Below are 23,126 nucleotides of genomic sequence, written 5' to 3' on the forward strand. Positions count from 1 at the left end.
GGCCCGGCGGTTTCCCCGCCGGGCCCGGCCCACTCGTTCGGGAAGGTCCGTTCAGCGGTTGACGGGGCGTCGGCCCGGGCGGAAGGCTTCCGCCGCGAGCAGCCCGGTGTCCGGGTTGTCCGTGAAGATGCCGTCGATGCCCTGTTCGAAGTACGTCCGGAAGGCGCCGAAGGCGTCCCCGTACGCGGCCGGATCCGTGCCCTTGCGGAAGTCGGCCGGCAGGAAGCTGTTCTCGTTGCGCGCGGTGTAGGGGTGCAGCACGAGCCCGTGGGCGTGGGCGTCCTTGACCAGGGTGGTCGGGGCACCGAGCTTGCCGGCCGCGTCGCGCGGGAGGATCAGGTCCATGGTCGGGCCGATGCCCTGGGCGAAGCCCGCGATCCAGCGCAGCCCCTCGGGCTTGACCAGGTCCGCGACCGTACGCGGGTCCTTGGCCTGTTCGAAGTCCCAGGGGCGGGTGCCCGCGGCGGAGAGCAGGACCACGCGGGGCGCCGAGACCAGCCGGGAGAGCCGCTGGATGCTGGAGGGCTCGAAGGACTGGAGGAACACGGCCGAATCGCGGCGGTCGCGGCCGTAGCGGCGCAGCAGTGTGGCGAGGGGCTCCTCCAGGCCGAGGCCCAGTGCCCGGAAGTAGCTGGGGTGCTTGGTCTCCACGTGCAGCCAGACCTGCCGGTCGCGCCGGCGGCTCTCCCGGTTGGCCCAGCGCAGGACCTCCTCGAAGGTGGGCACCGCCCACTGGCCGTCGTAGAGCGTGTTGCGCTGGCGGACGGCGGGGATACGTTCCTTCGCGCGCAGGGTCTTGAGCTCGGCGAGGGTGAAGTCCTCGGTGAACCAGCCGGTGACGGAAACGCCGTCCACGGACTTGGTGGTGCGCCGGGAGGCGAACTCGGGGTGGTCGGGGACGTCGGTGGTGCCGCCGATCTCGTTCTCGTGGCGGCACACCAGGTGCCCGTCCCGGGTCGGGACCAGGTCCTGCTCGATGACATCGGCGCCCAGGTCGAGGGCGAGCTGGTAGGAGCCGAGCGTGTGCTCCGGCCGGTAGCCGCTGGCCCCGCGGTGGCCGATCACCGTGGGGTAGGGGAGGTCCCGGTAGCCCCCGTCGCCGTGGCCGGCCTCCGAGGCCGCGGCGGTGCCCGCCGCCAGCCCGGTGATCCCGGTTCCGGCCGCCAGGACCGCGGCCCCCAGGACCGTGCGCCGCGCTGCCCCACCCTGTGTCATGACTGCCACTCCCCGTTACGAAAAGGCCCGGATCTGCGTGGCGATCGTAGGCAAAAGGGGATGTCGGCAGGGCCAGCGCGCAGGGAACATGGCGCAAACACAGGTCAACACTGCGTATCCATCTCGTGAACCCGATGTGCGATCAGAGCTGACCCGCGAGTATCGTCCTCACCTGCACTACCGCTCTGTGGTGGGTGCGAGAACCGCTTTTCGATGCCGGAGGGCCCACGTTGTTCCGTACGCGCCTCATCAAAGCCACTGTCGGACCGGTCATGCGCCTGATGTTCCGCACCCGTGTGGAGGGCATCGAGAACATTCCGGGCACCGGACCGGTGATTTTGGCGGGCAACCACCTCACCTTCATCGACTCCATGATCCTTCCGCTGGTGTGCGACCGCACGGTCCACTTCATCGGCAAGGACGAGTACGTGACGGGGAAGGGCATCAAGGGCCGCGCGATGGCCTGGTTCTTCACGGGCTCCGGCATGATCCCCGTCGACCGCGACGGGGCCAACGGCGGGGTCGCGGCCCTGATGACCGGGCGCCGGATCCTCGAAGAGGGCAAGATCTTCGGCATCTACCCGGAGGGCACCCGCTCCCCCGACGGCCGCCTCTACCGCGGCCGCACCGGCATCGCCCGGCTGACCCTGATGACCGGCGCCCCCGTGGTCCCGTTCGCGGTGATCGGCACCGACAAGCTCCAGCCCGGCGGCGCCGGGATGCCGCGCCCGGGCCGGGTCACCGTCCGCTTCGGCGAGCCGATGGAGTTCTCCCGCTACGAGGGCATGGACCGCGACCGGTACGTGCTGCGCGCGGTCACCGACTCGGTGATGGCCGAGGTCATGCGCCTCTCGGGCCAGGAGTACGTGGACATGTACGCCACCAAGGCCAAGGCTGCCTGAAGCCGTTTCACTGGCGCTGGAGTGACCGGCTGACGCCCGCCGCCGTCGTGGTGGCGAGGACCCAGCCGGTCACGATCAGCAGGTACGACAGCCACTGGTACCAGCCACTCGGCGCGAAGGCCGACTCCTGCCCGAAGCCGATGATCGGCAGCATCAGGTCGATCGTGTAGAAGACGGCGTTGAAGTCGGGCGCCTCCCCCGCCTTCAGCGGCCGGGGCGCGTGCAGCCCGTAGGCGATCGAGCCGACGAGCACGAGCGCCAGCAGCCAGCCGGCCGCGCGCAGCGGCCGGAAGCCGTAGCCGACCGTGACGTCCTGGAGCAGCCCCCAGACCCTGGCGTGCCGGGGCAGGGTGCGGCGGTGCCGGCGCAGCTTGGCGAGCTGCACGGTCCGGGCGGCCGCCTCGTCGCCGGCCGTACGGTAGGCCGCCGCGAGCTGCTCGTAGGCGTACCCGAGGTAGCCCGACTCCTCGCGCTCCAGGACGGGCAGCCGCTGCTCGGCGGGCAGGTGCGGGGCCAGGGTGCGGTAGCTGAGGCCGTCGATGCGGATCTGCGCGGGCCAGGTGTCGGGCGCTATGTGCAGCAGGTCGAACTGCGAGCGGCGCAGGCTCACGACGCCCTGGATGGTGTCGCAGGAGCTCAGCCACACCTCGCCGATCGCGCAGCTGGACGCGCGCAGGGCGACCCCGTCGGGGTTGGTGAACGCGGCGCGCCCGAGGTAGAGCTGGCCCGGAATGCGGGATCCCGTCAGGTTGAACGTGCCGCGGGCCTCCAGCCGGTGACCCCGCACGTCGGTGCCGACGGTCAGGTTCTCGGCGTGCAGTGCGATGCCGCCGGGGGCCAGCAGGCGGGCGTCGTTGAGGTTGATCTGGCCGCCGACCGTGGTGCCGTTGATGCGGGTCTGGCCATGGACGGTGAGCTCCATGGCGATGACGTCGGTGCCGATGTCGGCGTGGCTGACCTGGAGCGGGGGCTCCTGGTCCGCCTCGCCGGTGCCGGAGCTCCCGATGACGGCCCTTCGGAGGAAGAGGCCTCCGGCTATCCGGGCTCCCGCGAGCCGGACCGGTCCGGTGATCCGGCAGCAGGACAGCCGCAGCGCGACGTCGACGCGGACGGTCGCGCCGCTCAGTCCGGGCAGCGTCGAGTCGTTCAGGGTCAGGGCGCGCAGCTGGGCCCCGTAGACGTTGGGTTTGCGCTCGAACCAGCACGCGCGCAGCCGGATCGGGTGCTCGACGACGGCGTACATGAGGTCGAGCTTGCCGGTGATCCTGGCGCCCCGGACGTTGAGTCCGGCGACCTGCCCCTCGGCCCGGTGCCGGCCCAGCAGCAGGGCGGTGAGCACCTCGGCGCGTACGGTCCGCTCGGGCCCCCATCCGGCACCGGCGGCGCCGTTCTCCTCCGGGTCGTCCCGGAAATCGACGCGCTCACCGCGCGGGAAGGCGTCCCATACGCGGCGTTCGGCCGGGGTCAGATCGTTGATCTCCATCGCCGGGATGGTGTCCCGGGGTCCGACGGACTGTCAACTCCGTTCGGGACAGCACCCCCTGGCGGGACGTCAGTGCTCGACGCCGCCCTGGAGCTTCTGGCCCCTGAGTAGGAACCAGGCAGCCGCGGCGGTGGCCAGCAGCACGGCCGCGCCGACGCCGGAGGCGAGCCGCAGCCCGTCCACGAAAGCGTCCTGGGCGGCGCCGACCATCACCTCGGCGGCGTGCGGATCCAGTGACGTGGCCGCGTCGACGGCCCCGCCGAGGGATTCGTGGGCGGCGTCGGCGACGGGTGCGGCGACGGAGTCCGGGGCGGTGAAGCCCTGGTAGACGCCGGTCACGATGGAGCCGAGCAGGGCGATGCCGAGGGCGGCGCCGAGTTCGTACGCCGTCTCGGAGACGGCGGAGGCCGAACCGGCCTGTTCCTTGGGCACGCTGGAGAGGATGACGTCGGCCGTGACGGTGAAGGAGAAGCCGGCGCCGAGGCCGACGACGAGCAGGGCCGCGCCGAGCAGCGGGTAGCCGGTCTCCTTGTGGATCACGGTGAGCACGCCGAGGGCCAGGCCGATGGCGGCGAGGCCGCCGGCGACGACGGACCGTACGGAGTGCCGGCGGGCGTACCGCCCGGCGACCAGACCGGTGACCACCGCACCGATGGCGGCGGGCAGTTCGGCCAGGCCCGCCTCCAGCGGGTCGCGGCCCTGTACGAGCTGGAGGAACTGGGAGAGGAAGAAGACCAGCCCGGAGAGGCCGAAGACGGTGAGCAGGTCGGCCAGGACCGCGCCGGAGAAGCCGCGGTGCTTGAAGAGCCGCATGTCGAGGAGCGGGGACGGCAGGGTGAACTGGCGGCGCACGAAGGCGTACAGGCACCCGGCGCCGATGACGGCGGCGGCCCAGACGCCCCAGGTCGCGCCGTGGGTGGCGACTTCCTTGACGGCGTACACGACGCCGATGACGCCTATGAGCGACAGGCCGACGCTGACCAGGTCCCAGGGTCCGGCGACCGGGTTCTTCGACTCGGGCAGCAGCTTGATGCCGACGAGGACCAGGACGATCATCACGGGCAGGTTGATGAGGAAGACCGAGCCCCACCAGAAGTGCTGGAGCAGGGCCCCGCCGACGACCGGGCCCACGGCGGCGCCGGCGGAGGCGGTGGCGCCCCAGATGCCGATGGCGAGGCTGCGCTCCTTGGGGTCGTGGAAGATGTTGCGGATCAGCGCGAGGGTGGACGGCATCAGGGTCGCGCCGGCCACGCCGAGCAGGGCCCGGGCGACGATCATCATCTCGGGGCTGGTCGCGTAGGCGCTCAGGACGGAGACGGCGCCGAAGGCCGTGGCACCGGCCAGCAGCAGCTTCTTGCGCCCGATGCGGTCGCCGAGGGAGCCCATGGAGACGAGCAGTCCGGCGATGACGAAGGAGTAGATGTCGCCGATCCACAGGAGCTGGGTGCCGGAGGGCTCCAGGTCCTCGGAAAGGGACGGGGTGGCGAGACCGAGTACGGTGGCGTCCACCGCGACCAGCAGCACGGCCAGCACGAGCACGGAGAGCGCCAGCCAGCGCCCGGGGCTCCTCCCCTCCACCCCCGTCTGCGCCTTGAGCTGTTCGGTACTGCTCATCACTCCACACTCCGTCGCGCGCCACCGAGCAGCAGCTCGATGATCATGTACTGAAAGTCCTTGGCCGCGACCCGGCCGTCCATGACGGCCCAGGCGCAGGTGCCGATGAGGCCGTAGAGGGCCTCGGTGAGCCAGGCGGGGCTCAGGTCGATCCGGATGTCACCCTCGGCCTGGCCGCGCCGGAAGAGCGCGCCGACGCGGGCGTCGAGGCGGGCCCATCCCTCGTTGACCTGGTCGCCTTCGAACAGCTGGTTCTCGGTGACGAGGAAGGCCAGCAGCTCGGCATTGGGCTCGGCCTCCGCCACGAGCCGGCGCAGCGCGTCGACCGCGCTCCCCTCGTCCAGGCGGGCGTTGTCGAAGGCGACCTCGAACTCCCGGATGCCGAGTTCTTCGAGGGCCCGTACGAGGGCGTCGCGCCCGGCGAAGTGCCGGTGGAGGGTCGCGCGCCCGATTCCGGCGGCGCGGGCGACCTCGTCCATCGTGGCGGTCGACTTGCGGGAAAGCAGGGCGGCCGCGTCGCGGAGCACCTGGTCACGATCCATGGCCATGAGACAAACATACCCCGAATGAGACGCCAGTGTCTCATTCTCGCGAAAAATAGGCTGCTTCATGGGCAGCCGGAAGGGAATCTGAGCCGATGAAGCCACTGCTGCTGATCGATGTCGACGGACCACTGAACCCCTACGCGGCCAAGCCCCAGCGCCGCCCCGAGGGGTACACCACCCACCGCATGCGACCGACGGGCTGGAGGGAGGCGGAGAGTGCGAAGCCGTTGCGGGTCTGGCTGAATCCCGCCCACGGCGCGGAGCTGCTCGCGCTGGCGGACGCGTACGAGCTGGTCTGGGCCACCACCTGGAAGGACGAGGCGAACGACTGGATAGGGCCCCACCTGGGCCTGCCGCGGCTCCCCTTCATCGACTGGCCGTCGATGCACGGCCGGGCGCCGCGCGGCACGTTCTGGAAGACGCAGTACGTCCTGGAGTACGCGGACTCCCGGCCCTTCGCCTGGATCGACGACGACATCACGGCCATGGACCACGAGTACGTCGACCAGCTGCACCCGGCGCGGGCGCTGCTCATGCGGATCGACGAGCGGATCGGGCTGACCCGGGCGGACTTCGACAGGCTGGCGGACTGGGCGGCTTGAGCAACCGAGCGTGATTCGATCATGACTACCCGTGATCGAGGTGTTGATGCCTGCGCGTCAACGAGGCGGGTCAGGAAATAGCCCATCGAACGAATGCGCCTCGCACGCGGCGCTCTGATCAATTGGGGTGACAGCCCCCGGAAGATCTTCCTCGGCGTCGCGGCGAGGAGGAACCTCATCAGCAGTGAGCCCTTTCCCGGGATGGGTTCACCCGTACCGAATCCGTCTTCGGCAGGGAGAGAACCATGAACGGGTCAAGGAAGCTGGCCGTAGGGATCACCGCGCTCGCACTCACCGTCGGGGGTGCGGTCGCCGTCTCGTCGGCCTCGGCCGAGCCGAGGGAGGCGGCGCGCGCCGCCGCGACCACCACCGCCTGGGCCAAGGTCGCCGCGAACGGACAAGTGCTGGGCGGGCAGGGCATCACCGGGATCAACAAGTTCGGCATCGGCCGCTACAACATCACGACTTCGTCCGGCCTCAACGGGTGCGCGCTCCTGGGCACGATCAACACCAACGGCGGGAACGACCCCGGGCCGGGCAGCTCGTCCATTCTGGTCGGCCAGGTGAACGGGAACACCCTCTTCATCCGCACCGCGACGCCGTCCGCGGGCGGCACCGCGGCCGTCGACAGCGACCGGCCGTTCTCGATCACCGTCGTCTGCTGATCCCCGCACACGCCGCAGGGGCGGTACGGGCCGTGCGGGCCCGTACCGCCCCTGCGGGCGCGTCGGCTACTGCTTGTGGATCGCCCAGGCGTGCTGGATGACCAGGTCCGCCTTCAGCTCGGTCAGCTGGACGGCGACCGCCGACGGGGCGGTGCCGCCGCGGCCGCTCCGCGACGCCAGCGCGCCCTTGACGTTCAGGACGGTCCGGACCTCGGGGGTCAGGTGCTCCGAGATCTTGGCGAACTGCTCGTCCGTCAGCTCGTCCAGCTCGATCCCGAGCACCTCGCACACCTTGACGCACTCGCCGGCCACCTCGTGCGCCACCCGGAACGGCACACCCTGCTTGACCAGCCACTCCGCGATGTCGGTGGCGAGCGAGAAGCCCGCCGGAGCCAGCTCTTCCATCCGCTCGCGGTTGACCGTCAGGGTGGCCATCATCCCGGTGAAGGCCGGCAGCAGGACCTCAAGGGTGTCGCAGGAGTCGAAGACGGGCTCCTTGTCCTCCTGGAGGTCCCGGTTGTACGCCAGCGGCAGCGCCTTGAGGGTGGCGAGCAGGCCGGTCAGGTTGCCGATGAGGCGTCCCGACTTGCCGCGCGCCAGCTCCGCGATGTCCGGATTCTTCTTCTGCGGCATGATCGACGACCCGGTGGAGAAGGCGTCGTGCAGGGTCACGAAGGAGAACTCCTTCGTGTTCCAGATGATGATCTCCTCCGCGATCCGGGACAGGTTGATCCCGATCATCGCGGTGACGAAGGCGAACTCGGCGACGAAGTCGCGCGAGGCCGTGCCGTCGATCGAATTGCCGACCGACCCCCGCTCGAAGCCCAGGTCGGCGGCGACCGCCTCCGGGTCCAGGCCCAGCGAGGAGCCGGCAAGGGCCCCCGAACCGTACGGGGAGACCGCCGTGCGGGTGTCCCACTGCCGCAGCCGCTCCGCGTCCCGGGACAGGGACTGCACGTGGGCCAGTACGTGGTGCGCGAAGAGCACCGGCTGCGCGTGCTGGAGGTGGGTCCGGCCGGGCATCGCCACGTCCGCGTGGCTCTCGGCGAGGCCGACCAGCGCGTCCTGGAGGTCGGCGACCAGCCCGCCGATGATCCGGGCGTGGTCGCGCAGGTACATCCGGAAGAGGGTGGCCACCTGGTCGTTGCGGGACCGGCCGGCCCGCAGCTTGCCGCCGAGGTCGGGGCCGAGCCGCTCCAGCAGGCCGCGTTCCAGCGCGGTGTGCACGTCCTCGTCGGCGATGGTCCCGGTGAAGGACCCGCTCGCCACATCGGCTTCGAGCTGGTCGAGGCCGGCGATCATGCGTTCGAGCTCGTCGTGGGTGAGCAGGCCGGCCTTGTGCAGCACTCGGGCGTGCGCGCGGGAGCCCGCGATGTCGTACGGCGCGAGGCGCCAGTCGAAGTGGACCGACGCGGACAGCTTCGCGAGGGCCTCGGCCGGGCCGTCGGCAAAGCGGCCGCCCCAGAGCCGGACGTCACCGTTGTTGCTGCTCACAGCTACTGCTCCTCAAGACTGCATGGCTTCGGGTGTGCAACGGCCTCCCCGCCGCGGAGGTAACGGGGAGGCCGCATTCGCACTACGTGCTCGGTGCCGGTGACGACGGCGGGGCCGCCGCACAGGGTCGCAGGCATAACTATGCAGTACTCCGTATGTTTCGTCAATCGAAGTCGCCACCGCGCTCCTGACCAGCTCGTATATCGAGGGCGCCGCCCGTGGCGGCCGCCTACGATCAGCGGCAGACATCCGGGGAGGGCACATGTGGGACTTGCGACGGGACGCGGAGCGGGGGCGGGCCGCGGTGGCGATCCTGCTGAGAAGGGACCCCGATGTCGCCGTCCGCATGCTCTTCCGGAGCGGGCCGGAGGCCTGGACCGCCTTCGACAAGGACGTACGGCGTGACCGCTCCCGGCTCGGCGGGGCCCTGCCGAGCAATCGGATCGAGGCCCGCCTGTGCGACCCCGACGGACGGATCCGCGAGTCCGCGCTGAGCGCGTGGCGGCGCCCGCCGGCGCACCTCGTCGTGATCCGGTGCGCCGACTGGGTCCCGGCCGTACGCAACCGCGCCCGGCGCGTGCTCGGCAGGATCGTGGCCCGCGACCCCGTCAGCACACTGGTCACGCTCGCCCCGCTGATCCTCCGCCTCGGCCGGCGCGAGCACGGCGCCTGGGCGGTGGAGCAGCTGGAGGCCGCCGTGAGCGGCCGGTACTCCTTGCTCGCCGCGTGGTGGCGCCCCGGGCGGGCATCGACGACGTGGAGCCTGAATTCGCTGACCAGCGAGCAGCGTGACTCCATCCTGAACCTCCTGTGCCTGCGGGCCGACCTGCCGGCCCGGCGGTTCGCCGCCCGGCTGACGTCGGAGGCCGGCCGGACCGGCGTACGGGAGCTCGCCGCGCGGGCCCGCGACGAGCGGGACCCGGTGACGAGCCGGATCTGGGTGGACGCCGCCCTGGCGGCCATGGCCGCCGACGGGCCGGACGGCGCGGCGATCGACGACCTCCTCGCCGGGCACTTTCCGCCGGTCCGGGCCGGCGGGGTCACCGCCCTGCGCCGGGCTGGCCGGGCGGCGGAGGCCGTGGACCACCTCGCCGACCGGTCCGGCACGGTCCGGGCGTGCGCCCGCTGGCTGGTCCGGCAGGGCGGCGACGACCCGTACGCCGTCACCCGCGCGCTGCTGGAGGACCCGGCTCGGGTGACCCCGAACGCCGTGACCGGCTTCGCCGAGTGCGCCGGGCCCGCGGACGCGCCGCTGCTGCGCGCGCTGCTGGAGCACCCCGCCGGTGCGGTGCGAGCCGCCGCAGTGGGCGGGCTGCGGCTGATGGACGCCACCGACCACGACCTGCTGCGGCCGCTGCTGGACGACCCGTCGCCCGCCGTGGCCCGCGAGGTCTCCCTGAGCCTGCGCTCCGAGGCCGGGCGGCTGCCCGCCGACTGGCTGCTGGCCCGCACCGCTCCCGAGCAGCCGCTCCACACCCGCCGGGCCGCGTACCGGCTGCTGTACGCGCAGGGTGGTGTGGCGTGGCTGCGGGCCGCCGTGGAGCTGCAGGCGGTCACGGACCCGGGACTGCGGCACCTCGCCGCGCAGCACATACAGGGCCTGTGGCCCACGTACGGGCCGATGCGCCTGCCGGCCGGTGACCCGGAGGTCGGCGCCCTGCTGGACCGTTGCACGGGGCTGGCCAGCGGCTACGCCATCCGATGGATGCGCTCGCAGCTCGCAATTCCCCGTGCGGAATGCGGCATGAGCGGATACTGATCTTCATGGGAAAGCAATACGAACGCATAGACGGCCGGCTGCGCGCCTTCATCGAGGAGCAGCCGGTCTTCTTCACCGCGACCGCCCCGCTCGCGGGTGACGGGCACGTCAACCTGTCACCCAAGGGCCGCGCCGGCACCCTCGTCGTCATCGACGAGCAGACCCTCGCCTACCTGGACTTCGGCGGCAGCGGCGCCGAGACCATCGCGCACGTCCGCGAGAACGGCCGGATCACCCTGATGTGGTGCGCGTTCTCCGGCCCGCCCAACATCGTGCGCATACACGGCGAGGGCGAGGCGGTCTTCCGCGACGACCCCCGCTGGGGCGAACTGATCGCCCTGTTCGGCGAGGCCGACGGGCCGTCCGCCCGCGCGGTCATCGTCGTCCACGCCCGCCGGATCGCCGATGTGTGCGGGTACGCCGTCCCCTTGATGGAGTACCAGGGCGAGCGCACCCTCCACGCGGAGTACTTCGGCCGCAAGACGGACGAGGAGTTCGCCGAGTACTGCGAGAAGAAGGACTTCATCGGGACGAGCCTCGACGGCCTGCCTGCGCTGCCTCTGCCCCTTCCGCCCCGTACCGTCTGATATGTGCTGCGTACCGCTCTCGTCACCGGCGTAACGATCGTCACCGCCCTGCTCCCGCAGGGCATTGAGAACCATCCCCCGCTGCCCGCCCGTCTCGCCGACACCGGCGGCGGAAGCCAGCTGATCACGGCCGTCGCACCCGCTCCCGGCTCCACGACCGGTCGGCTGACCTGGTGGGACCGGCGGGCGGGGCGGTGGTACGAGGCCGGGAGCGCGGACGCCCGCTTCGGGGCGAACGGACTGACCGAGGGCGCGACCCGGACCCAGGGCACGAACACCACGCCGACGGGCCTGTACGAACTGCCGTACGCCTTCGGGATCCGGCGCGCACCGGCCGGAACGGAGTACCGCTACCGGCGGGTGACGGACCGTTCGTGGTGGTGCCAGGACAACGCGTCCGCCAGCTACAACCGCTGGGTGGAGACGCTGCCCGCGGACTGCGCGCCGGGCGAGGCCGAGCACCTGGTGACGTACGAGAAGCAGTACGCGCACGCGCTGCTCATCGCCTTCAACTACGCCGAGCCCGTACGCGGCCGGGGCGCGGGAATCTTCCTGCACGTCAACGGCAAGGGCGCGACGGCCGGTTGCGTATCCGTACCGGAGAGGGCGATGCGGGAGATCCTGCGCTGGGCGAACCCGCGCCGCCACCCCCACATCGCGATCGGCACCTGGTCCGGGGCCCTGGACGTGACCCGGTACTAGCCGGGACGCGGGTCAGCCTTCCTTCTGGGCCAGGCGCAGGAGGTGGTCGGCCAGGGCCTGGCCGCCCGCCGGGTCACGGCTGATCAGCATCAGGGTGTCGTCGCCCGCGATCGTGCCGAGGATCTCCCGGAGTTCGGCCTGGTCGATCGCGGAGGCGAGGAACTGCGCCGCACCCGGCGGGGTGCGCAGGACCACGAGGTTCGCCGAAGCCTCCGCCGAGATCAGCAGCTCCCCGGAGAGGCGCCGCATGCGCTCCTCCTTCGCGGACTCGCCGAGCGGGGCCTGCGGGGTGCGGAAACCGCCCTCGCTGGGCACCGCGTAGATCAGCTCGCCGCCGGTGTTGCGGATCTTCACCGCGCCCAGCTCGTCGAGGTCGCGGGAGAGCGTCGCCTGGGTGACGCTCAGCCCGTCGTCGGCGAGCAGCTTGGCCAGCTGGCTCTGGGAGCGGACCGGCTGCCGGTTGAGGATGTCCACGATCCGGCGGTGGCGGGCGGTGCGGGTCTGCGGGACGGCCTGCCCGCCGTACTCGTTGTCCTGCGCCTGACTCATCGTCGTCTCATTCTCCGGATCCGTCCCCGTTGGCTGCGTCGAGGATGCCGGGCAGGTCCCGGAGGAACGCGTCCGCCTCGGCCTCGGAGAGTACGTACGGAGGCATGAGCCGTACGACGTCGGGGGCGGGCGCGTTGACCAGGTAGCCGGCGTCCTGAGCCGCCTGTTGCACCCGGGGTGCGAGGGGCTCGGTCAGCACGATACCCAGGAGAAGGCCCGCGCCGCGGACGTGGGAGACCAGCGGATGGGCGGAAGACTCGATTCCGGAGCGCAGCCGCTCGCCGCGCGCCTTGACCTGGTCGAGCAGGCCTTCGGTCGCGATGGTGTCGATGACGGCGAGGCCCGCGGCGCAGGCCACCGGGTTCCCGCCGAAGGTGGTGCCGTGCTGGCCGGGCCGGAGCAGGTCCGCGGCCGGGCCGAAGGCGACGACGGCGCCGATGGGCAGACCGCCGCCCAGCCCCTTGGCGAGGGTGACCAGGTCGGGCTCGACGCCCTCGTGGGCCTGGTGCTCGAACCACTGGCCGCACCGGCCGATGCCGGTCTGCACCTCGTCGAGGACGAGGAGGGTGCCGGTGGCGCGGGTGATCTCGCGGGCGGCCGTCAGGTAGCCGGCGGGGGGCACGACGACACCGTTCTCGCCCTGGACGGGCTCGATGACGACGAGCGCGGTCTGCTCGGTGACGGCGGCGCGCAGGGCCTCCACGTCGCCGTAGGGGACGTGCGTGACGTCACCGGGCAGCGGCAGGAAGGGGTCCTGCTTCGTCGGCTGGCCGGTGAGGGCGAGGGCGCCCATGGTCCGGCCGTGGAATCCGCCGGAGGTGGCGACCATGTGGGTCCGCCCGGTCAGCCTGCCGATCTTGAAGGCGGCTTCGACCGCCTCCGCGCCGGAGTTGCAGAAGAAGACCTTGCCGGGGCGGCCGAAGAGCTGGAGCAGCCGCTCGCCGAGCGCGATGACCGGCTCGGAGGCGTAGAGGTTGGAGACGTGGCCCAGCGTCGAGATCTGGCCGGTCACGGCCGCGACGATCGCCGGGTGGGCGTGGCCGAGGGCGTTGACCGCGATGCCGCCGACGAAGTCGGTGTACTGCTTGCCGTCCGCGTCCCAGACCTGGGCGCCCTCACCGCGTACGAGGGCCAGCGCCGGGGTGCCGTAGTTGTTGGTCAGCGCGCCCTGCCAACGGGCGCTGTACCGCTGGTTGCCGGTCTCCTGATGGCCGGTCTCCTGATCGCCGGTCACTGCGCTCCCCCTTGCTGCTCGTCGGGCACGACCATCGTGCCGATTCCCTCGTCCGTGAAGATTTCCAGCAGGATCGAGTGCTGGACCCGTCCGTCGATCACGCGGGCGGTGCTGACGCCGCCCCGGACGGCGTGCAGGCAGCCCTGCATCTTGGGCACCATGCCGCTGGACAGCTCGGGCAGCAGCTTCTCCAGCTCGCTGACGGTGAGCCTGCTGATGACCTCGTCGCTGTTGGGCCAGTCCGCGTAGAGGCCCTCGACGTCGGTGAGGACCATCAGCGTTTCGGCGCCGAGCGCGGCGGCCAGCGCCGCGGCGGCCGTGTCGGCGTTCACGTTGTACACGTGGTGGTCGTCGGCGCTGCGCGCGATGGAGGAGATGACCGGGATCCGGCCGTCCGCCAGCAGTGCCTCGATCGCGCCGGTGTCGATGGCGGTGATCTCGCCGACCCGCCCGATGTCGACGACCTCGCCGTCGATCTCCGGGCTGTGCTTGGTGGCGGTGATGGTGTGGGCGTCCTCGCCGGTCAGGCCTACGGCGAGCGGCCCGTGCTGGTTGAGCAGGCCGACCAGCTCGCGCTGGACCTGGCCCGCCAGGACCATCCGTACGACGTCCATGGCCTCGGGGGTCGTGACGCGCAGGCCCGCCTTGAATTCGCTGACCAGGCCCTGCTTGTCGAGCTGGGCGTTGATCTGGGGGCCGCCGCCGTGCACCACGACGGGCTTCAGGCCCGCCTGGCGCAGGAAGACCACGTCCTGGGCGAAGGCGGCCTTGAGGTCCTGGTCGATCATGGCGTTGCCGCCGAACTTGATGACGACGACCTTGCCGTTGTGCCGGGTGAGCCAGGGCAGGGCTTCGATGAGGATCTCCGCCTTGGGGAGAGCGGTGTGCTTCCTGGCGGTGCTCATGAGCTGTAGGCGCTGTTCTCGTGGACGTACTCGGCGGTCAGGTCGTTGGCCCAGATGACGGCGGATGCGCCGCCGGTGGACAGGTCGGCGGTGATGCGGACCTCCCGGTCCTTCATGCTGACCAGGTCGCGGTCCTCGCCGACCGAGCCGTTCTTGCAGACCCAGACGCCGTTGATCGCGACGTTCAGCCGGTCCGGGTCGAAGGCCGCCTTGGTGGTGCCGATGGCGGAGAGCACCCGGCCCCAGTTCGGGTCCTCGCCGTGGATGGCGCACTTGAGCAGGTTGTTCCGGGCGATGGACCGGCCGACCTCGACCGCGTCGTCCTCGTCGGCCGCGCCGATCACCTCGATGCGGATGTCCTTGCTGGCGCCTTCGGCGTCGCCGATCAGCTGGCGGGCGAGGTCGTCGCAGACGGTGCGTACGGCCTCGGCGAACTCCTCGTACGCGGGCACCTGGCCGGAGGCGCCGGAGGCGAGCAGCAGCACCGTGTCGTTGGTGGACATGCAGCCGTCGGAGTCGACCCGGTCGAAGGTGGTGCGGGTGGCGGAGCGCAGCGCCCGGTCGAGGGCGGGGCTGTCCACGTCGGCGTCGGTGGTGAGGACGACGAGCATGGTGGCCAGGCCCGGGGCGAGCATGCCCGCGCCCTTGGCCATGCCGCCGACGGTCCAGCCTCCCTGGGAGACGGTGGCCGTCTTGTGCACGGTGTCGGTGGTCTTGATGGCGATGGCCGCGGCCTCGCCGCCGTCCGCCGACAGGGCGGCCGCGGCGGTCTCGATGCCCGGGAGCAGCTTGTCCATGGGGAGCAGGACACCGATCAGGCCGGTGGACGCGACCGCGACCTCGCCGGCGTTGAAGTCCGCTCCGAGCGTCTCGGCGACCTTCTCGGCGGTGGCGTGGGTGTCCTGGAAGCCCTTGGGGCCGGTGCAGGCGTTGGCGCCGCCGGAGTTCAGGACGACCGCGCTCACCGTGGCGCCGCGCAGGACCTGCTCGGACCAGTGCACGGGCGCGGCCTTGACGCGGTTGGAGGTGAAGACGCCCGCGGCGGAGAGCCGCGGCCCGTGGTTGACCACGAGGGCGAGGTCCGGGTTGCCGTTCTCCTTGATCCCGGCGGCGATGCCGGCCGCGGTGAATCCCTGTGCTGCCGTGACGCTCACGGTGCCACTCCGATCGTGGAAAGCCCCAGGCTCTCGTGAAGCCCGAGGGCGATGTTCATGCTCTGTACCGCGCCGCCGGCGGTGCCCTTGGTCAGGTTGTCGATGGCGCTGATGGCGATGATGCGCTGCGCGGACTCGTCGTGGGCGACCTGCAGGTGAACGGCGTTGGATCCGTGGACGGACTTGGTGGACGGCCACTGGCCCTCGGGCAGCAGCCGTACGAAGGGCTCGTCGGCGTACGCCTTCTCGTAGGCGGCGCGCAGCGATTCGGCGGTGGTGCCGGGAAGGGCCTTGGCGGAGCAGGTGGCGAGGATGCCGCGGGCCATCGGCACGAGGGTCGGCGTGAACGACACGCTGACCTCGGTGCCCGCGAGCGGGGACAGGTTCTGCACCATCTCGGGGGTGTGCCGGTGGCCGCCGCCCACTCCGTACGGGGTGACGCTGCCCATGACCTCGGCGCCGAGCAGGTGGGTCTTGAGCGCCTTGCCCGCGCCCGAGGTGCCGGTGGCGGCGACGACGACGGCCTCCGGCCCGGCGAGCCGCGCCTGGTACGCGGGGAACAGCGCGAGGGAGACGGCGGTGGGGAAGCAGCCGGGGACGGCGATCCGCTTGGCGCCCTGTAGCGCGGCGCGCCCGCCGGGCAGCTCGGGGAGCCCGTAGGGCCAGGTCCCGGCGTGCGGGGCGCCGTAGAACCGGTCCCAGTCGGCCGAGCTCTTGAGCCGGTGGTCGGCGCCCATGTCGACGACGAGGACGTCCTCGCCGAGCTGGGCGGCGACGGCGGCGGACTGGCCGTGCGGGAGCGCGAGGAACACGACGTCGTGGCCCGCGAGGACCTCGGCGTCGGTCGCCTCCAGGGTCCGCCCCGCGAGCGGCACGAGGTGCGGCTGCAGGGAGCCGAGGAGCTGTCCGGCGTTGGAGTTGCCGGTCAGCGCGCCGATCTCCACCTCGGGGTGAGAGAGGAGCAGGCGCAGGAGTTCACCGCCCGCGTATCCACTCGCTCCGGCCACCGCTACACGTACCACCATCGGACCTCCTCATCGATGGCATGACTATACGTACCGACGCACTTTTATGCAAAGCTCGGATCACCCGGCCGGCCCGGGAAATGCGGTCACGGTTCCGGGAGGCCGTGGCGGCTTCCCCGAGGCAGGCTGTTCCCATGGGGTCACATCCTCGCGCGCGCGTTCGGCAAGGGGCGTCCTCTCGAACAGGAGCGGGCCGTCACGGCTCGGTCCTGTTCACACTGGCGAAGTGCGCGCCTTTCGCGATCGCGCTGGGCGTGCTGAGCGTCGAACTCTCGCCCGCACACGAACTGGTCACCGGCCCCATGCTCACCACGACGCCGGCGCTCGCCGCGCTGACGATGGGCCCGCTGGGCACGCTGTCCGCGGCAGCCCTCGCCGCGAGTGTGAACGCGACCTCCGCGACCTACAACCACTCGTGGGGAACCCAGACCCAGCTGATCATCGGCAACTTCCTGGCGATCATCTTGGTGTCCGTGGCCAGTGTCATGCTGAGCAAAGCGGTGCGCACCCGCAGGCAGAGCGAGCTCGAGCAGGTCCGCCGGATCGCGGTGGCGGCTCAGGAGGTCGTCCTGCGGCCCGTCCCCGAGCTCCTGGGCCCGGTACGGGCGGCCAGCCTGTGCCTCGCGGCCGGGACGGGGGCGCAGATAGGCGGCGATCTGTACGAGGCCGTGCAGACGCGCTACGGCGTCCGCCTGATCGTGGGGGACGTCCGGGGGAAGGGGCTGTCGGCCATCCGCGCGGTCGCGGTGGCATTGGGCGCGTTCCGGGAGGCCGTCCACTACGAGGACGAACTGCAGGAGGTCATGAACCATTGCTCGGCCGCGCTGCGGCGGGAGGCCGCCGTACCGGGTACCTACTCCCAGGCAGAACTTCCCGAAGTCCTCATGGAGGGATTCACCACCGCGCTCATCGCCCAGGTGCCGGAAGAGCCGGTGGTGCACCTGGTCAACCGCGGCCATCCGCCCGCCCTGGTGCTGCACCAGGGCAGGGTCCGGGCCCTGACGCCCGCCTCGCCACTGCCGCCGCTCGGTCTCGAAGACCTCGTCAGCGGTCCTCCGGCCAGGCCCGAGAGCTACCCGTTCCTGCCCGGTGACCGGCTGCTGCTCTACACCGACGGCGTGATCGAGGCCCGCGATCGTGACAACGGCTTCCTCCCCCTGCCGCAGACCATGGAGCAGATACCCGCCGGCACCTCCCCACAGGAGTTCCTGGACGAACTGCACGAGGCACTGGTCCGCCACACCGAGGGCCGCCTGACGGACGACGTGGCGATGATCCTCGTCGACCGGCTCGCGTGAAGTCCCCCCGCCCCCGTTCGTCAGCCGAGCGGGTGGCGGACCCAGACGTTCGGCTCCACGTAGACCGCGTAGCCCTGTTCCGGTTCGCAGCGGACCGGGGCGAGGGCGCCCGGGACGTGGACCGGGCCGGGCGTGTCGAAGGGCAGTCCCGTCCAGTCGCGCCACTGCGCGAGCGAGCCGGTGATCGTCATCGAGAGCGGGGCCACCGAGTCGATGACGCCGCCCGCGCGGACGTGGACGCGCAGCCAGGGGTCGTGGGGGAGCCCGTCTTCGCGGGTCCGGTACGCGTACTCGTGGATCGAGGTGTCCGGCTCGGCCGGTTTTCCGCTGGGGCGGACGGGGGCCACCGCCTCCGCGAAGCCTCGGGCACGCGCGTTCTCCCGCATCGCGGCCAGCATCATGCCGGACAGCCCCTCGCCCTGCCGGCCGGTGGCGATGCTGATCTCGATCGCGCTCACGGTGTCGGGTTCGACGCCACGTCGGCGGTCGGAGAAGGCCCACATCAGGATCCGGTCCCAGCCCTGCGCGGGCAGCACCCCGTCGCGGCCCGGTGCGTGCTGCGCGAAGGGCAGGCTGAAGCCGCGGGCGACCACCGCGTCGCCGTCCGTGGCTATCAGGACGTACTCCGGGAACTCGGCCACCATCCGCGGGTACAGCAGCCAGGCCAGTGAGTCGTGCTGGGCGAACTCGGGCCAGGAGTCCTTCATGTCCCAGAGCCGTGCCGCCAGTTCGGGCCGCTCCGCGATGGTGCTGATCATGATTCCGGTCATCGTCGCAGGTTAGGGAGGTGCCGTGGGGGGGTGCAATCGATTTACACGGGCGCCTGGAGGGAGAGGTGCCAGCGCCCCGACCAGCCCGTCAGGGTCATCGTGGACAGCGGCCGCACGTCCACGTTCCAGTAGGTCAGCGGTGGCGCCTTCAGCGCGTAGACGAGGGCCGCCCGGACCACGGAGGGCTCCGCCACCGCCACGATCCGGCCCCCGTCATCGGCCGGCCTGGTGTCCAGCCAGCCGCCGATCCGGGCGATGAAGGCGAGCAGCGACTCCCCGCCGTGCGGGGCGGCCCGCGGGTCGGTCAGCCAGAGGTCCACCGCCCCCGGTTCGTGCGCGGTCACTTCGGCGAGGGTCAGCCCCCGCCAGCGGCCCATGTCGCACTCGCGGAGCGCGGGCTGCGCGAGGGGCGCGAACCCCAGGGCCTCGCCGGTGGCCCGGCTGCGCGGGGTCGGCGAGCAGTAGCGCAGCTCGGCCGCGCCCAGCGGCACGAGCCCGTGGGCGGCGTACTCCAGCGACCGGCGGCCCGGGCCGTCCAGCGGCCGGTCGTCGTCGAAGCGCTCGGCGAGCAGCGAGGAACTGCGGGCTGCCGCGACGAGCGAAACCCGAACGTGCATGCGGTGATGGTGAGCCGCGCGGCGCACGGGGTCAAGCGTCTGAGCCGAGGCCTTGCGCCGGTCCGTGCGTCGACCCGTCCGCCGGCCTGCCCTTCAGCCGCCGGACCGCCTCCACCAGTTCGCCGGGGCCGGAGACCCCGGCGAAGCTGAGCCGTACGTACGGACCCGGCGGTTCCGCGCAGAAGTACGGGCGGCCGGGCGCGACCGCGACCCCGGCGCGCAGGGCCGCCGCCGTGAAGCCGGCGTCGTCCTCCCCGCCGGCCGGGCGTACCCACAACTGGTAGCCGCCCGAAGGCAGGTGCGGCAGTTCCAGCCCGGGCAGCTCCCGCCGCAGGGCCCCCGCGAGCACGTCCCGCCGGTGGCGCAGCTCGGCGGCCACGGTCCGCAGGTGGCGCGGCCAGGCGGGTGCGCCGACCAGCTCCAGGGCGGCTTCCTGAAGCGGCCGGGGTACGAAGAAGCTGTCCACGACCTGGATGGCGCGCAGCCGGTCCACGACCGGCCCCCGGGCCGCGAGGGCGCCCACCCGCAGGCTGGGCGAGGTGGCCTTGGTCAGGGACCGGACGTGCACCACCACCCCGTCCGCGTCCTCGGCGGCCAGTGTCGCGGGCAGCGGCCCGGCGTCCTCGTGGGCCAGGGCGCGCGCGTAGTCGTCCTCGACGACGAAGGCCCCGGCGGCCCGGGCGATCCGCAGCACCTCGCCCCGCCGCCCGGAGGCCAGCACCGTCCCGGTCGGGTTCTGGAACAGCGGCTGGCATACGAAGACCCGCGCCCCGGTCGCTTCGAAGGCGGCGGCGAGCAGCTCGGGCCGGACCCCGTCGGTGTCGACCGGAACCGGCACGGGCCGGCATCCGGAGGCGCGGGCGATGGCCAGCAGCCCGGGGTAGGTCGGGGACTCCACCAGGATCGGCGCCCCGGGCGGGGCGAGCGCCCGCAGGGCGGTGGACAGCGCGCTCTGCCCGCCCGCGGTGACCAGCACGTCGGCGGCGACGACCGATCCGCCGATCTCCCGGGCGAACCAGTCGCGCAGCTCGGGCAGCCCCTCGACGGGCGGCCGCCCCCACGCCCCGGGCCGCCGCCCGGCCCGGGCCAGCGCGGCCGCCATGGCCCGCTCGGGCTGGAGGGAGGGGTGCAGGTAGCCGCTGTTGAGCTCGATCACCCCGGGCGGCGGCGCGGCCAGCGTGGTCAGCACCCCGCTGGCGTCCACGGAACGCGGGACGACCTCCCCGGCCCCTTCCACGCTGAGGGCGACCTCCTGCCACGAGGTGTCCCCGGGCGCGGGGGCGGACGTACGCGGCCGGGCGCGGAAGACCCCGGCGCCGGGCCGGGTGACGACCAGGCCCTCGGCGGCGAGCTGGGCGAGGGCCCGGGAGACGGTGACGGGACTGACCCGGTAGTGCTCGACCAGGGCACGGCTCGACGGGAGCTTTCCACCTACTGAGTAGCGGTTGAGCTCGGACCGCAGAGAATCGGCCAGTTCCGCCACACTGCTACGCTCGTACATGACAGCACAGAATAGCGCTACCACTCCGGTGACGATAGCGGTCGAGAGTGCCGAGGCCCATCAGCGTGAGAGCCACGCGCCCGGAGGCCGCGCGTCCGGCCGGCGCGGCACCGTCCTCGCCCTGCTCGGCGTGATCGCCTTCTCCCTGACCTTCCCCTCCACCGCCTGGGGCCTGGAGAGCTTCGGACCCTGGTCGCTGGTCGCCCTGCGCAGCGCCCTCGCGGCCGTCATCGCCGGAGCCTTCCTGCTGGCATGCCGGGTCCCGGTGCCCGCACGCGAGCACTGGGCGGGGCTGGCCGTCGTCGCGGCCGGGGTGGTCGTCGGCTTCCCCCTGCTCACCACCCTCGCGCTGACGACCTCCACGACCTCGCACGCCGCCGTGGTGGTCGGACTGCTGCCGCTGACCACGGCCGCCCTGTCCGCGCTGCGCACCGGCGCCCGGCCCTCGCGCCGGTTCTGGGCCGCCGCCCTGGCCGGGGCCGCCGTGGTCATCGGCTTCACCGTGGCGCAGAGCGGCGGTTCGCTCTCGGCCGGCGACGCCTACCTGTTCGCCGCGCTGCTGGTGTGCGCCGCCGGGTACACCGAGGGCGGGCGCCTCGCCCGTACGCTGCCCGGCTGGCAGGTGGTCGGCTGGGCGCTGGTGCTGTGCCTGCCCCTCAGCCTCGCCGGCTCCGCGCTGGGGCTCGCGTACGAGCCGGTGCACCTGACCGGCCACGGGGTGGCCGGCCTGGTGTGGGCGGCGGCCGGCTCCACCTTCCTCGGCCTGTACGTCTGGTACCGGGGCATGGCCGAGATCGGCGCGCCGCGGGCCAGCCAGCTCCAGCTCGCCCAGCCGCTGCTGACCCTGGTCTGGTCGGTGGCGCTCCTCGGCGAGCGGCTGTCGCCCGCCGCTCCGGTGGCCGCCTGCGCGGTCCTCGTCTGCATCGCCGTGACCCAACGGGTCAAATAGGGCAGGAACGACCTAAACTGCTAGCACCGGATCGGACCGCCACCGAGGAGGTCAGTTATGCGCGCGACCGAGGGCGACCAGCTGGTGCAGCACGGCAGGATCGTCGGACAGCACGACAAGGTGGGCGAGATCACCCAGGTCCTGGGCGAAAACGGAACTCCCCCGTACCGGGTCCGCTTCCAGGACGGTCATGAGGCCCTGATGGCTCCCGGACCCGACTGCACGGTCCGCCACCCAGCAGAGTCCGAACACTGAATCAGCGCGGGGGCACCGCCGAACCGTAGTGGTCGGCGACCACCCGGGCCATGGCTCCGTTGGGGTCCGCGGCCACCTGCTTCGCCGAGAAGTAGGCGTGGCCGCGGACCTCCGGGTATCCGCGGGCGAACCGGACGTGCTTCGACAGCTCCGCCGGGTCGCGCCAGGCCACGGTGGGGCTGTCCGCGTCGCAGCGGTACAGCGCCTCCCCCACGTACAGCTGCACCTTCGTGCCCGCGACGGTCCGCGCCCACCAGGGGACGATGTCGGCGTAGTCGGCGGTCGGGTGCCCGATCTGCCAGTAGGCCTGCGGCACGACGTAGTCGATCCAGCCCTCGGTGACCCACTTGCGGGTGTCCGCGTACAGGTCGTCGTAGGTGCCGAGGCCCGCCCGCGTGGCCGAACCGCGCGGGTCGCGGTCGGAGTTGCGCCATACCGCGAAGGGGCTGGCGCCGAACCGGACCGCGGGCCGCAGCGCCCGCAGCCGCGCGGACATCTCGCTGACCAGGGTGTCGGTGTTGTGGCGGCGCCAGTCGGCGCGGGAGGGGAAGGCCGCCCCGTGTTCCTCGTAGGCCTCGTCGTCGTCGAAGTCCTCGCCCTCGACCGGGTAGGGGTAGAAGTAGTCGTCCCAGTGCACCCCGTCCACCGGGTAGCGGGTGACGGCGTCGAGCATGGCCTCCTGGACGAAGTGCCGCACCTCGGGCATGCCGGGGTTGTAGAAGAGCTTCCCGCCGTACTCGACGGTCCAGTCGGGATTGAGCCTGGCCGGGTGCTCGGGTGCCAGCAGGTCGAGGTCGGTGTGGTTGGCCACCCGGTACGGGTTGAACCAGGCGTGCAGCTCCAGTCCGCGGGCGTGCGCCTCGGTGACGGCCGTGCCCAGCGGGTCCCAGCCCGGATCCACCCCCTGCTCGCCCGTCAGCCACTGCGACCACGGCTCCAGCCGGGAGGGCCACAGCGCGTCGGCCGCCGGCCGGACCTGGAGGATCACCGCGTTCAGCCGGCGCTTCACGGCCGTGTCCAGGAGGCCGAGCAGCTCCGCCCGCTGCTCCCGGGCCGTGAGCCCGCTCTCGGAGGGCCAGTCCACGTTCGCCACGGAGGCGATCCACATCCCCCGGAACTCCGCGGCCGCCGCCGTGCGGGCCCGCGCGGGCGCCGCCGCCGTCGCGAGCCCCGCCCCGCCCGATACCGCCGAGGCCAGCGCCCCTGCGGCCCCCGCCAGCAGCCCCCGCCGCCCGATGTACGTCATGTGACGACTCCGTTCCGTTCCGTGACATCGCTCCGTGTCCGCCCAGCATGCCCGC

Annotated in this window: 23 protein-coding genes; 9 read left to right on the forward strand and 14 right to left on the reverse strand. The window is 72.2% G+C overall.

What is annotated here, in order from left to right:
• Positions 1 to 51 precede the first annotated feature (51 nt).
• A complete protein-coding gene (locus OG429_RS09060; RefSeq protein ID WP_328924785.1) occupies positions 52 to 1,215 on the reverse strand; it encodes a glycerophosphodiester phosphodiesterase in 1,164 nt (387 codons plus the stop codon).
• A 272-nt stretch (positions 1,216 to 1,487) separates the two neighbouring features.
• Here OG429_RS09060 and OG429_RS09065 point away from each other — a divergent pair, with 272 nt between their 5' ends.
• Entirely contained in the window at positions 1,488 to 2,117 is a 630-nt protein-coding gene (locus OG429_RS09065) for a lysophospholipid acyltransferase family protein (protein WP_328924786.1), read from the forward strand.
• Between the two features lie 7 nt (positions 2,118 to 2,124).
• On the opposite strand, the gene OG429_RS09070 is transcribed toward OG429_RS09065, so the two are convergent.
• The 3 genes from OG429_RS09070 to OG429_RS09080 form a co-directional block, all read right to left on the reverse strand.
• The gene (locus OG429_RS09070; RefSeq protein ID WP_328924787.1) at positions 2,125 to 3,600 is read right to left on the reverse strand and encodes a membrane-associated oxidoreductase; all 1,476 of its coding nucleotides are present in this window, start codon (positions 3,598 to 3,600) and stop codon (positions 2,125 to 2,127) included.
• Between the two features lie 69 nt (positions 3,601 to 3,669).
• A complete protein-coding gene (locus tag OG429_RS09075; RefSeq protein WP_328924788.1) occupies positions 3,670 to 5,214 on the reverse strand; it encodes an MFS transporter in 1,545 nt (514 codons plus the stop codon).
• On the reverse strand, positions 5,214 to 5,762 hold the full coding sequence (locus tag OG429_RS09080) for a TetR/AcrR family transcriptional regulator (protein WP_328924789.1): 549 nt from the start codon (positions 5,760 to 5,762) through the stop codon (positions 5,214 to 5,216). Before OG429_RS09080 ends, OG429_RS09075 begins: the two co-directional genes overlap by 1 nt.
• An 89-nt stretch (positions 5,763 to 5,851) precedes the next feature.
• Between OG429_RS09080 and OG429_RS09085 the strand changes: the two genes are divergently transcribed.
• Together OG429_RS09085 and OG429_RS09090 are read left to right on the forward strand one after the other, a co-directional pair.
• A complete protein-coding gene (locus tag OG429_RS09085; RefSeq protein ID WP_328924790.1) occupies positions 5,852 to 6,361 on the forward strand; it encodes an HAD domain-containing protein in 510 nt (169 codons plus the stop codon).
• Positions 6,362 to 6,606: 245 nt separating this feature from the next.
• Positions 6,607 to 7,026, forward strand: a complete 420-nt coding sequence (locus tag OG429_RS09090) for a hypothetical protein (RefSeq protein WP_328924791.1) — start codon at positions 6,607 to 6,609, stop codon at positions 7,024 to 7,026.
• A 66-nt stretch (positions 7,027 to 7,092) separates the two neighbouring features.
• Here the strand turns inward: OG429_RS09090 and argH are convergent, their stop codons facing one another.
• Positions 7,093 to 8,520 carry an argininosuccinate lyase gene (argH, locus tag OG429_RS09095; RefSeq protein WP_328924792.1) on the reverse strand — a complete coding sequence of 476 codons (1,428 nt, stop codon included), beginning with the start codon at positions 8,518 to 8,520 and terminating at the stop codon, positions 7,093 to 7,095.
• Positions 8,521 to 8,782: 262 nt separating this feature from the next.
• Between argH and OG429_RS09100 the strand changes: the two genes are divergently transcribed.
• From OG429_RS09100 to OG429_RS09110, 3 genes are read left to right on the forward strand one after another with little or no spacing between them, the layout of a single operon-like run.
• The gene (locus tag OG429_RS09100) at positions 8,783 to 10,279 is read left to right on the forward strand and encodes a hypothetical protein (RefSeq protein ID WP_328924793.1); all 1,497 of its coding nucleotides are present in this window, start codon (positions 8,783 to 8,785) and stop codon (positions 10,277 to 10,279) included.
• Positions 10,280 to 10,284: 5 nt separating this feature from the next.
• On the forward strand, positions 10,285 to 10,866 hold the full coding sequence (locus OG429_RS09105) for a pyridoxamine 5'-phosphate oxidase family protein (protein ID WP_328924794.1): 582 nt from the start codon (positions 10,285 to 10,287) through the stop codon (positions 10,864 to 10,866).
• A gap of 6 nt (positions 10,867 to 10,872) precedes the next feature.
• Complete coding sequence (locus OG429_RS09110; protein ID WP_405681449.1) at positions 10,873 to 11,568, forward strand: L,D-transpeptidase family protein; 696 nt, start codon at positions 10,873 to 10,875, stop codon at positions 11,566 to 11,568.
• 12 nt (positions 11,569 to 11,580) lie between these two features.
• On the opposite strand, the gene OG429_RS09115 is transcribed toward OG429_RS09110, so the two are convergent.
• From OG429_RS09115 to argC, 5 genes are read right to left on the reverse strand one after another with little or no spacing between them, the layout of a single operon-like run.
• Positions 11,581 to 12,117 carry an arginine repressor gene (locus OG429_RS09115; RefSeq protein ID WP_328924795.1) on the reverse strand — a complete coding sequence of 179 codons (537 nt, stop codon included), beginning with the start codon at positions 12,115 to 12,117 and terminating at the stop codon, positions 11,581 to 11,583.
• 7 nt (positions 12,118 to 12,124) lie between these two features.
• On the reverse strand, positions 12,125 to 13,351 hold the full coding sequence (locus OG429_RS09120) for an acetylornithine transaminase (protein ID WP_328924796.1): 1,227 nt from the start codon (positions 13,349 to 13,351) through the stop codon (positions 12,125 to 12,127).
• Positions 13,348 to 14,256, reverse strand: coding sequence for an acetylglutamate kinase (argB, locus tag OG429_RS09125; RefSeq protein WP_328924797.1), 909 nt, complete (start codon positions 14,254 to 14,256; stop codon positions 13,348 to 13,350). The genes OG429_RS09120 and argB overlap by 4 nt, the downstream gene beginning before the upstream one ends.
• Positions 14,253 to 15,410, reverse strand: a complete 1,158-nt coding sequence (gene argJ, locus OG429_RS09130; protein WP_328924798.1) for a bifunctional glutamate N-acetyltransferase/amino-acid acetyltransferase ArgJ — start codon at positions 15,408 to 15,410, stop codon at positions 14,253 to 14,255. Before argJ ends, argB begins: the two co-directional genes overlap by 4 nt.
• On the reverse strand, positions 15,407 to 16,435 hold the full coding sequence (argC, locus tag OG429_RS09135; protein WP_328924799.1) for an N-acetyl-gamma-glutamyl-phosphate reductase: 1,029 nt from the start codon (positions 16,433 to 16,435) through the stop codon (positions 15,407 to 15,409). The genes argJ and argC overlap by 4 nt, the downstream gene beginning before the upstream one ends.
• A gap of 254 nt (positions 16,436 to 16,689) precedes the next feature.
• On the opposite strand from argC, the gene OG429_RS09140 reads away from it, so the two are divergent.
• Entirely contained in the window at positions 16,690 to 17,733 is a 1,044-nt protein-coding gene (locus OG429_RS09140) for a PP2C family protein-serine/threonine phosphatase (protein WP_328924800.1), read from the forward strand.
• A 20-nt stretch (positions 17,734 to 17,753) separates the two neighbouring features.
• Here the strand turns inward: OG429_RS09140 and OG429_RS09145 are convergent, their stop codons facing one another.
• From OG429_RS09145 to OG429_RS09155, 3 genes are read right to left on the reverse strand one after another with little or no spacing between them, the layout of a single operon-like run.
• A complete protein-coding gene (locus OG429_RS09145; protein WP_328924801.1) occupies positions 17,754 to 18,503 on the reverse strand; it encodes an N-acetyltransferase in 750 nt (249 codons plus the stop codon).
• A 41-nt stretch (positions 18,504 to 18,544) separates the two neighbouring features.
• A complete protein-coding gene (locus tag OG429_RS09150) occupies positions 18,545 to 19,120 on the reverse strand; it encodes a histidine phosphatase family protein (protein ID WP_328924802.1) in 576 nt (191 codons plus the stop codon).
• A 31-nt stretch (positions 19,121 to 19,151) separates the two neighbouring features.
• Positions 19,152 to 20,621, reverse strand: a complete 1,470-nt coding sequence (locus OG429_RS09155) for an aminotransferase-like domain-containing protein (RefSeq protein ID WP_328924803.1) — start codon at positions 20,619 to 20,621, stop codon at positions 19,152 to 19,154.
• Between OG429_RS09155 and OG429_RS09160 the strand changes: the two genes are divergently transcribed.
• Both OG429_RS09160 and OG429_RS09165 read left to right on the forward strand, forming a co-directional pair.
• The gene (locus tag OG429_RS09160) at positions 20,620 to 21,570 is read left to right on the forward strand and encodes a DMT family transporter (protein ID WP_328924804.1); all 951 of its coding nucleotides are present in this window, start codon (positions 20,620 to 20,622) and stop codon (positions 21,568 to 21,570) included. The two genes, OG429_RS09155 and OG429_RS09160, sit on opposite strands and share 2 nt — an antisense overlap.
• A gap of 57 nt (positions 21,571 to 21,627) precedes the next feature.
• Positions 21,628 to 21,825 carry a DUF1918 domain-containing protein gene (locus OG429_RS09165; protein WP_328924805.1) on the forward strand — a complete coding sequence of 66 codons (198 nt, stop codon included), beginning with the start codon at positions 21,628 to 21,630 and terminating at the stop codon, positions 21,823 to 21,825.
• A 1-nt stretch (position 21,826) separates the two neighbouring features.
• Here OG429_RS09165 and OG429_RS09170 read toward each other — a convergent pair whose 3' ends face one another.
• Entirely contained in the window at positions 21,827 to 23,071 is a 1,245-nt protein-coding gene (locus OG429_RS09170) for a glycoside hydrolase family 10 protein (protein WP_328924806.1), read from the reverse strand.
• Between the last annotated feature and the right edge of the window lie 55 nt (positions 23,072 to 23,126).

Origin of the sequence: Streptomyces sp. NBC_00190 (assembly GCF_036203305.1) — a bacterium.
Lineage (GTDB): Bacteria > Actinomycetota > Actinomycetes > Streptomycetales > Streptomycetaceae > Streptomyces.

What these genes read in the sequence shown, in the direction of transcription:
- OG429_RS09060 (WP_328924785.1), bottom strand. Translation starts at nt 1,215, where the DNA reads ATGACACAGGGTGGGGCAGCGCGGCGCACGGTCCTGGGGGCCGCGGTC.
- OG429_RS09065 (WP_328924786.1), top strand. Translation starts at nt 1,488, where the DNA reads ATGCGCCTGATGTTCCGCACCCGTGTGGAGGGCATCGAGAACATTCCG.
- OG429_RS09070 (WP_328924787.1), bottom strand. Translation starts at nt 3,600, where the DNA reads ATGGAGATCAACGATCTGACCCCGGCCGAACGCCGCGTATGGGACGCC.
- OG429_RS09075 (WP_328924788.1), bottom strand. Translation starts at nt 5,214, where the DNA reads ATGAGCAGTACCGAACAGCTCAAGGCGCAGACGGGGGTGGAGGGGAGG.
- OG429_RS09080 (WP_328924789.1), bottom strand. Translation starts at nt 5,762, where the DNA reads ATGGCCATGGATCGTGACCAGGTGCTCCGCGACGCGGCCGCCCTGCTT.
- OG429_RS09085 (WP_328924790.1), top strand. Translation starts at nt 5,852, where the DNA reads ATGAAGCCACTGCTGCTGATCGATGTCGACGGACCACTGAACCCCTAC.
- OG429_RS09090 (WP_328924791.1), top strand. Translation starts at nt 6,607, where the DNA reads ATGAACGGGTCAAGGAAGCTGGCCGTAGGGATCACCGCGCTCGCACTC.
- OG429_RS09100 (WP_328924793.1), top strand. Translation starts at nt 8,783, where the DNA reads ATGTGGGACTTGCGACGGGACGCGGAGCGGGGGCGGGCCGCGGTGGCG.
- OG429_RS09105 (WP_328924794.1), top strand. Translation starts at nt 10,285, where the DNA reads ATGGGAAAGCAATACGAACGCATAGACGGCCGGCTGCGCGCCTTCATC.
- OG429_RS09115 (WP_328924795.1), bottom strand. Translation starts at nt 12,117, where the DNA reads ATGAGTCAGGCGCAGGACAACGAGTACGGCGGGCAGGCCGTCCCGCAG.
- argB (WP_328924797.1), bottom strand. Translation starts at nt 14,256, where the DNA reads ATGAGCACCGCCAGGAAGCACACCGCTCTCCCCAAGGCGGAGATCCTC.
- argC (WP_328924799.1), bottom strand. Translation starts at nt 16,435, where the DNA reads ATGGTGGTACGTGTAGCGGTGGCCGGAGCGAGTGGATACGCGGGCGGT.
- OG429_RS09145 (WP_328924801.1), bottom strand. Translation starts at nt 18,503, where the DNA reads ATGACCGGAATCATGATCAGCACCATCGCGGAGCGGCCCGAACTGGCG.
- OG429_RS09150 (WP_328924802.1), bottom strand. Translation starts at nt 19,120, where the DNA reads ATGCACGTTCGGGTTTCGCTCGTCGCGGCAGCCCGCAGTTCCTCGCTG.
- OG429_RS09160 (WP_328924804.1), top strand. Translation starts at nt 20,620, where the DNA reads ATGACAGCACAGAATAGCGCTACCACTCCGGTGACGATAGCGGTCGAG.
- OG429_RS09155 (WP_328924803.1), bottom strand. Translation starts at nt 20,621, where the DNA reads ATGTACGAGCGTAGCAGTGTGGCGGAACTGGCCGATTCTCTGCGGTCC.
- OG429_RS09165 (WP_328924805.1), top strand. Translation starts at nt 21,628, where the DNA reads ATGCGCGCGACCGAGGGCGACCAGCTGGTGCAGCACGGCAGGATCGTC.
- OG429_RS09170 (WP_328924806.1), bottom strand. Translation starts at nt 23,071, where the DNA reads ATGACGTACATCGGGCGGCGGGGGCTGCTGGCGGGGGCCGCAGGGGCG.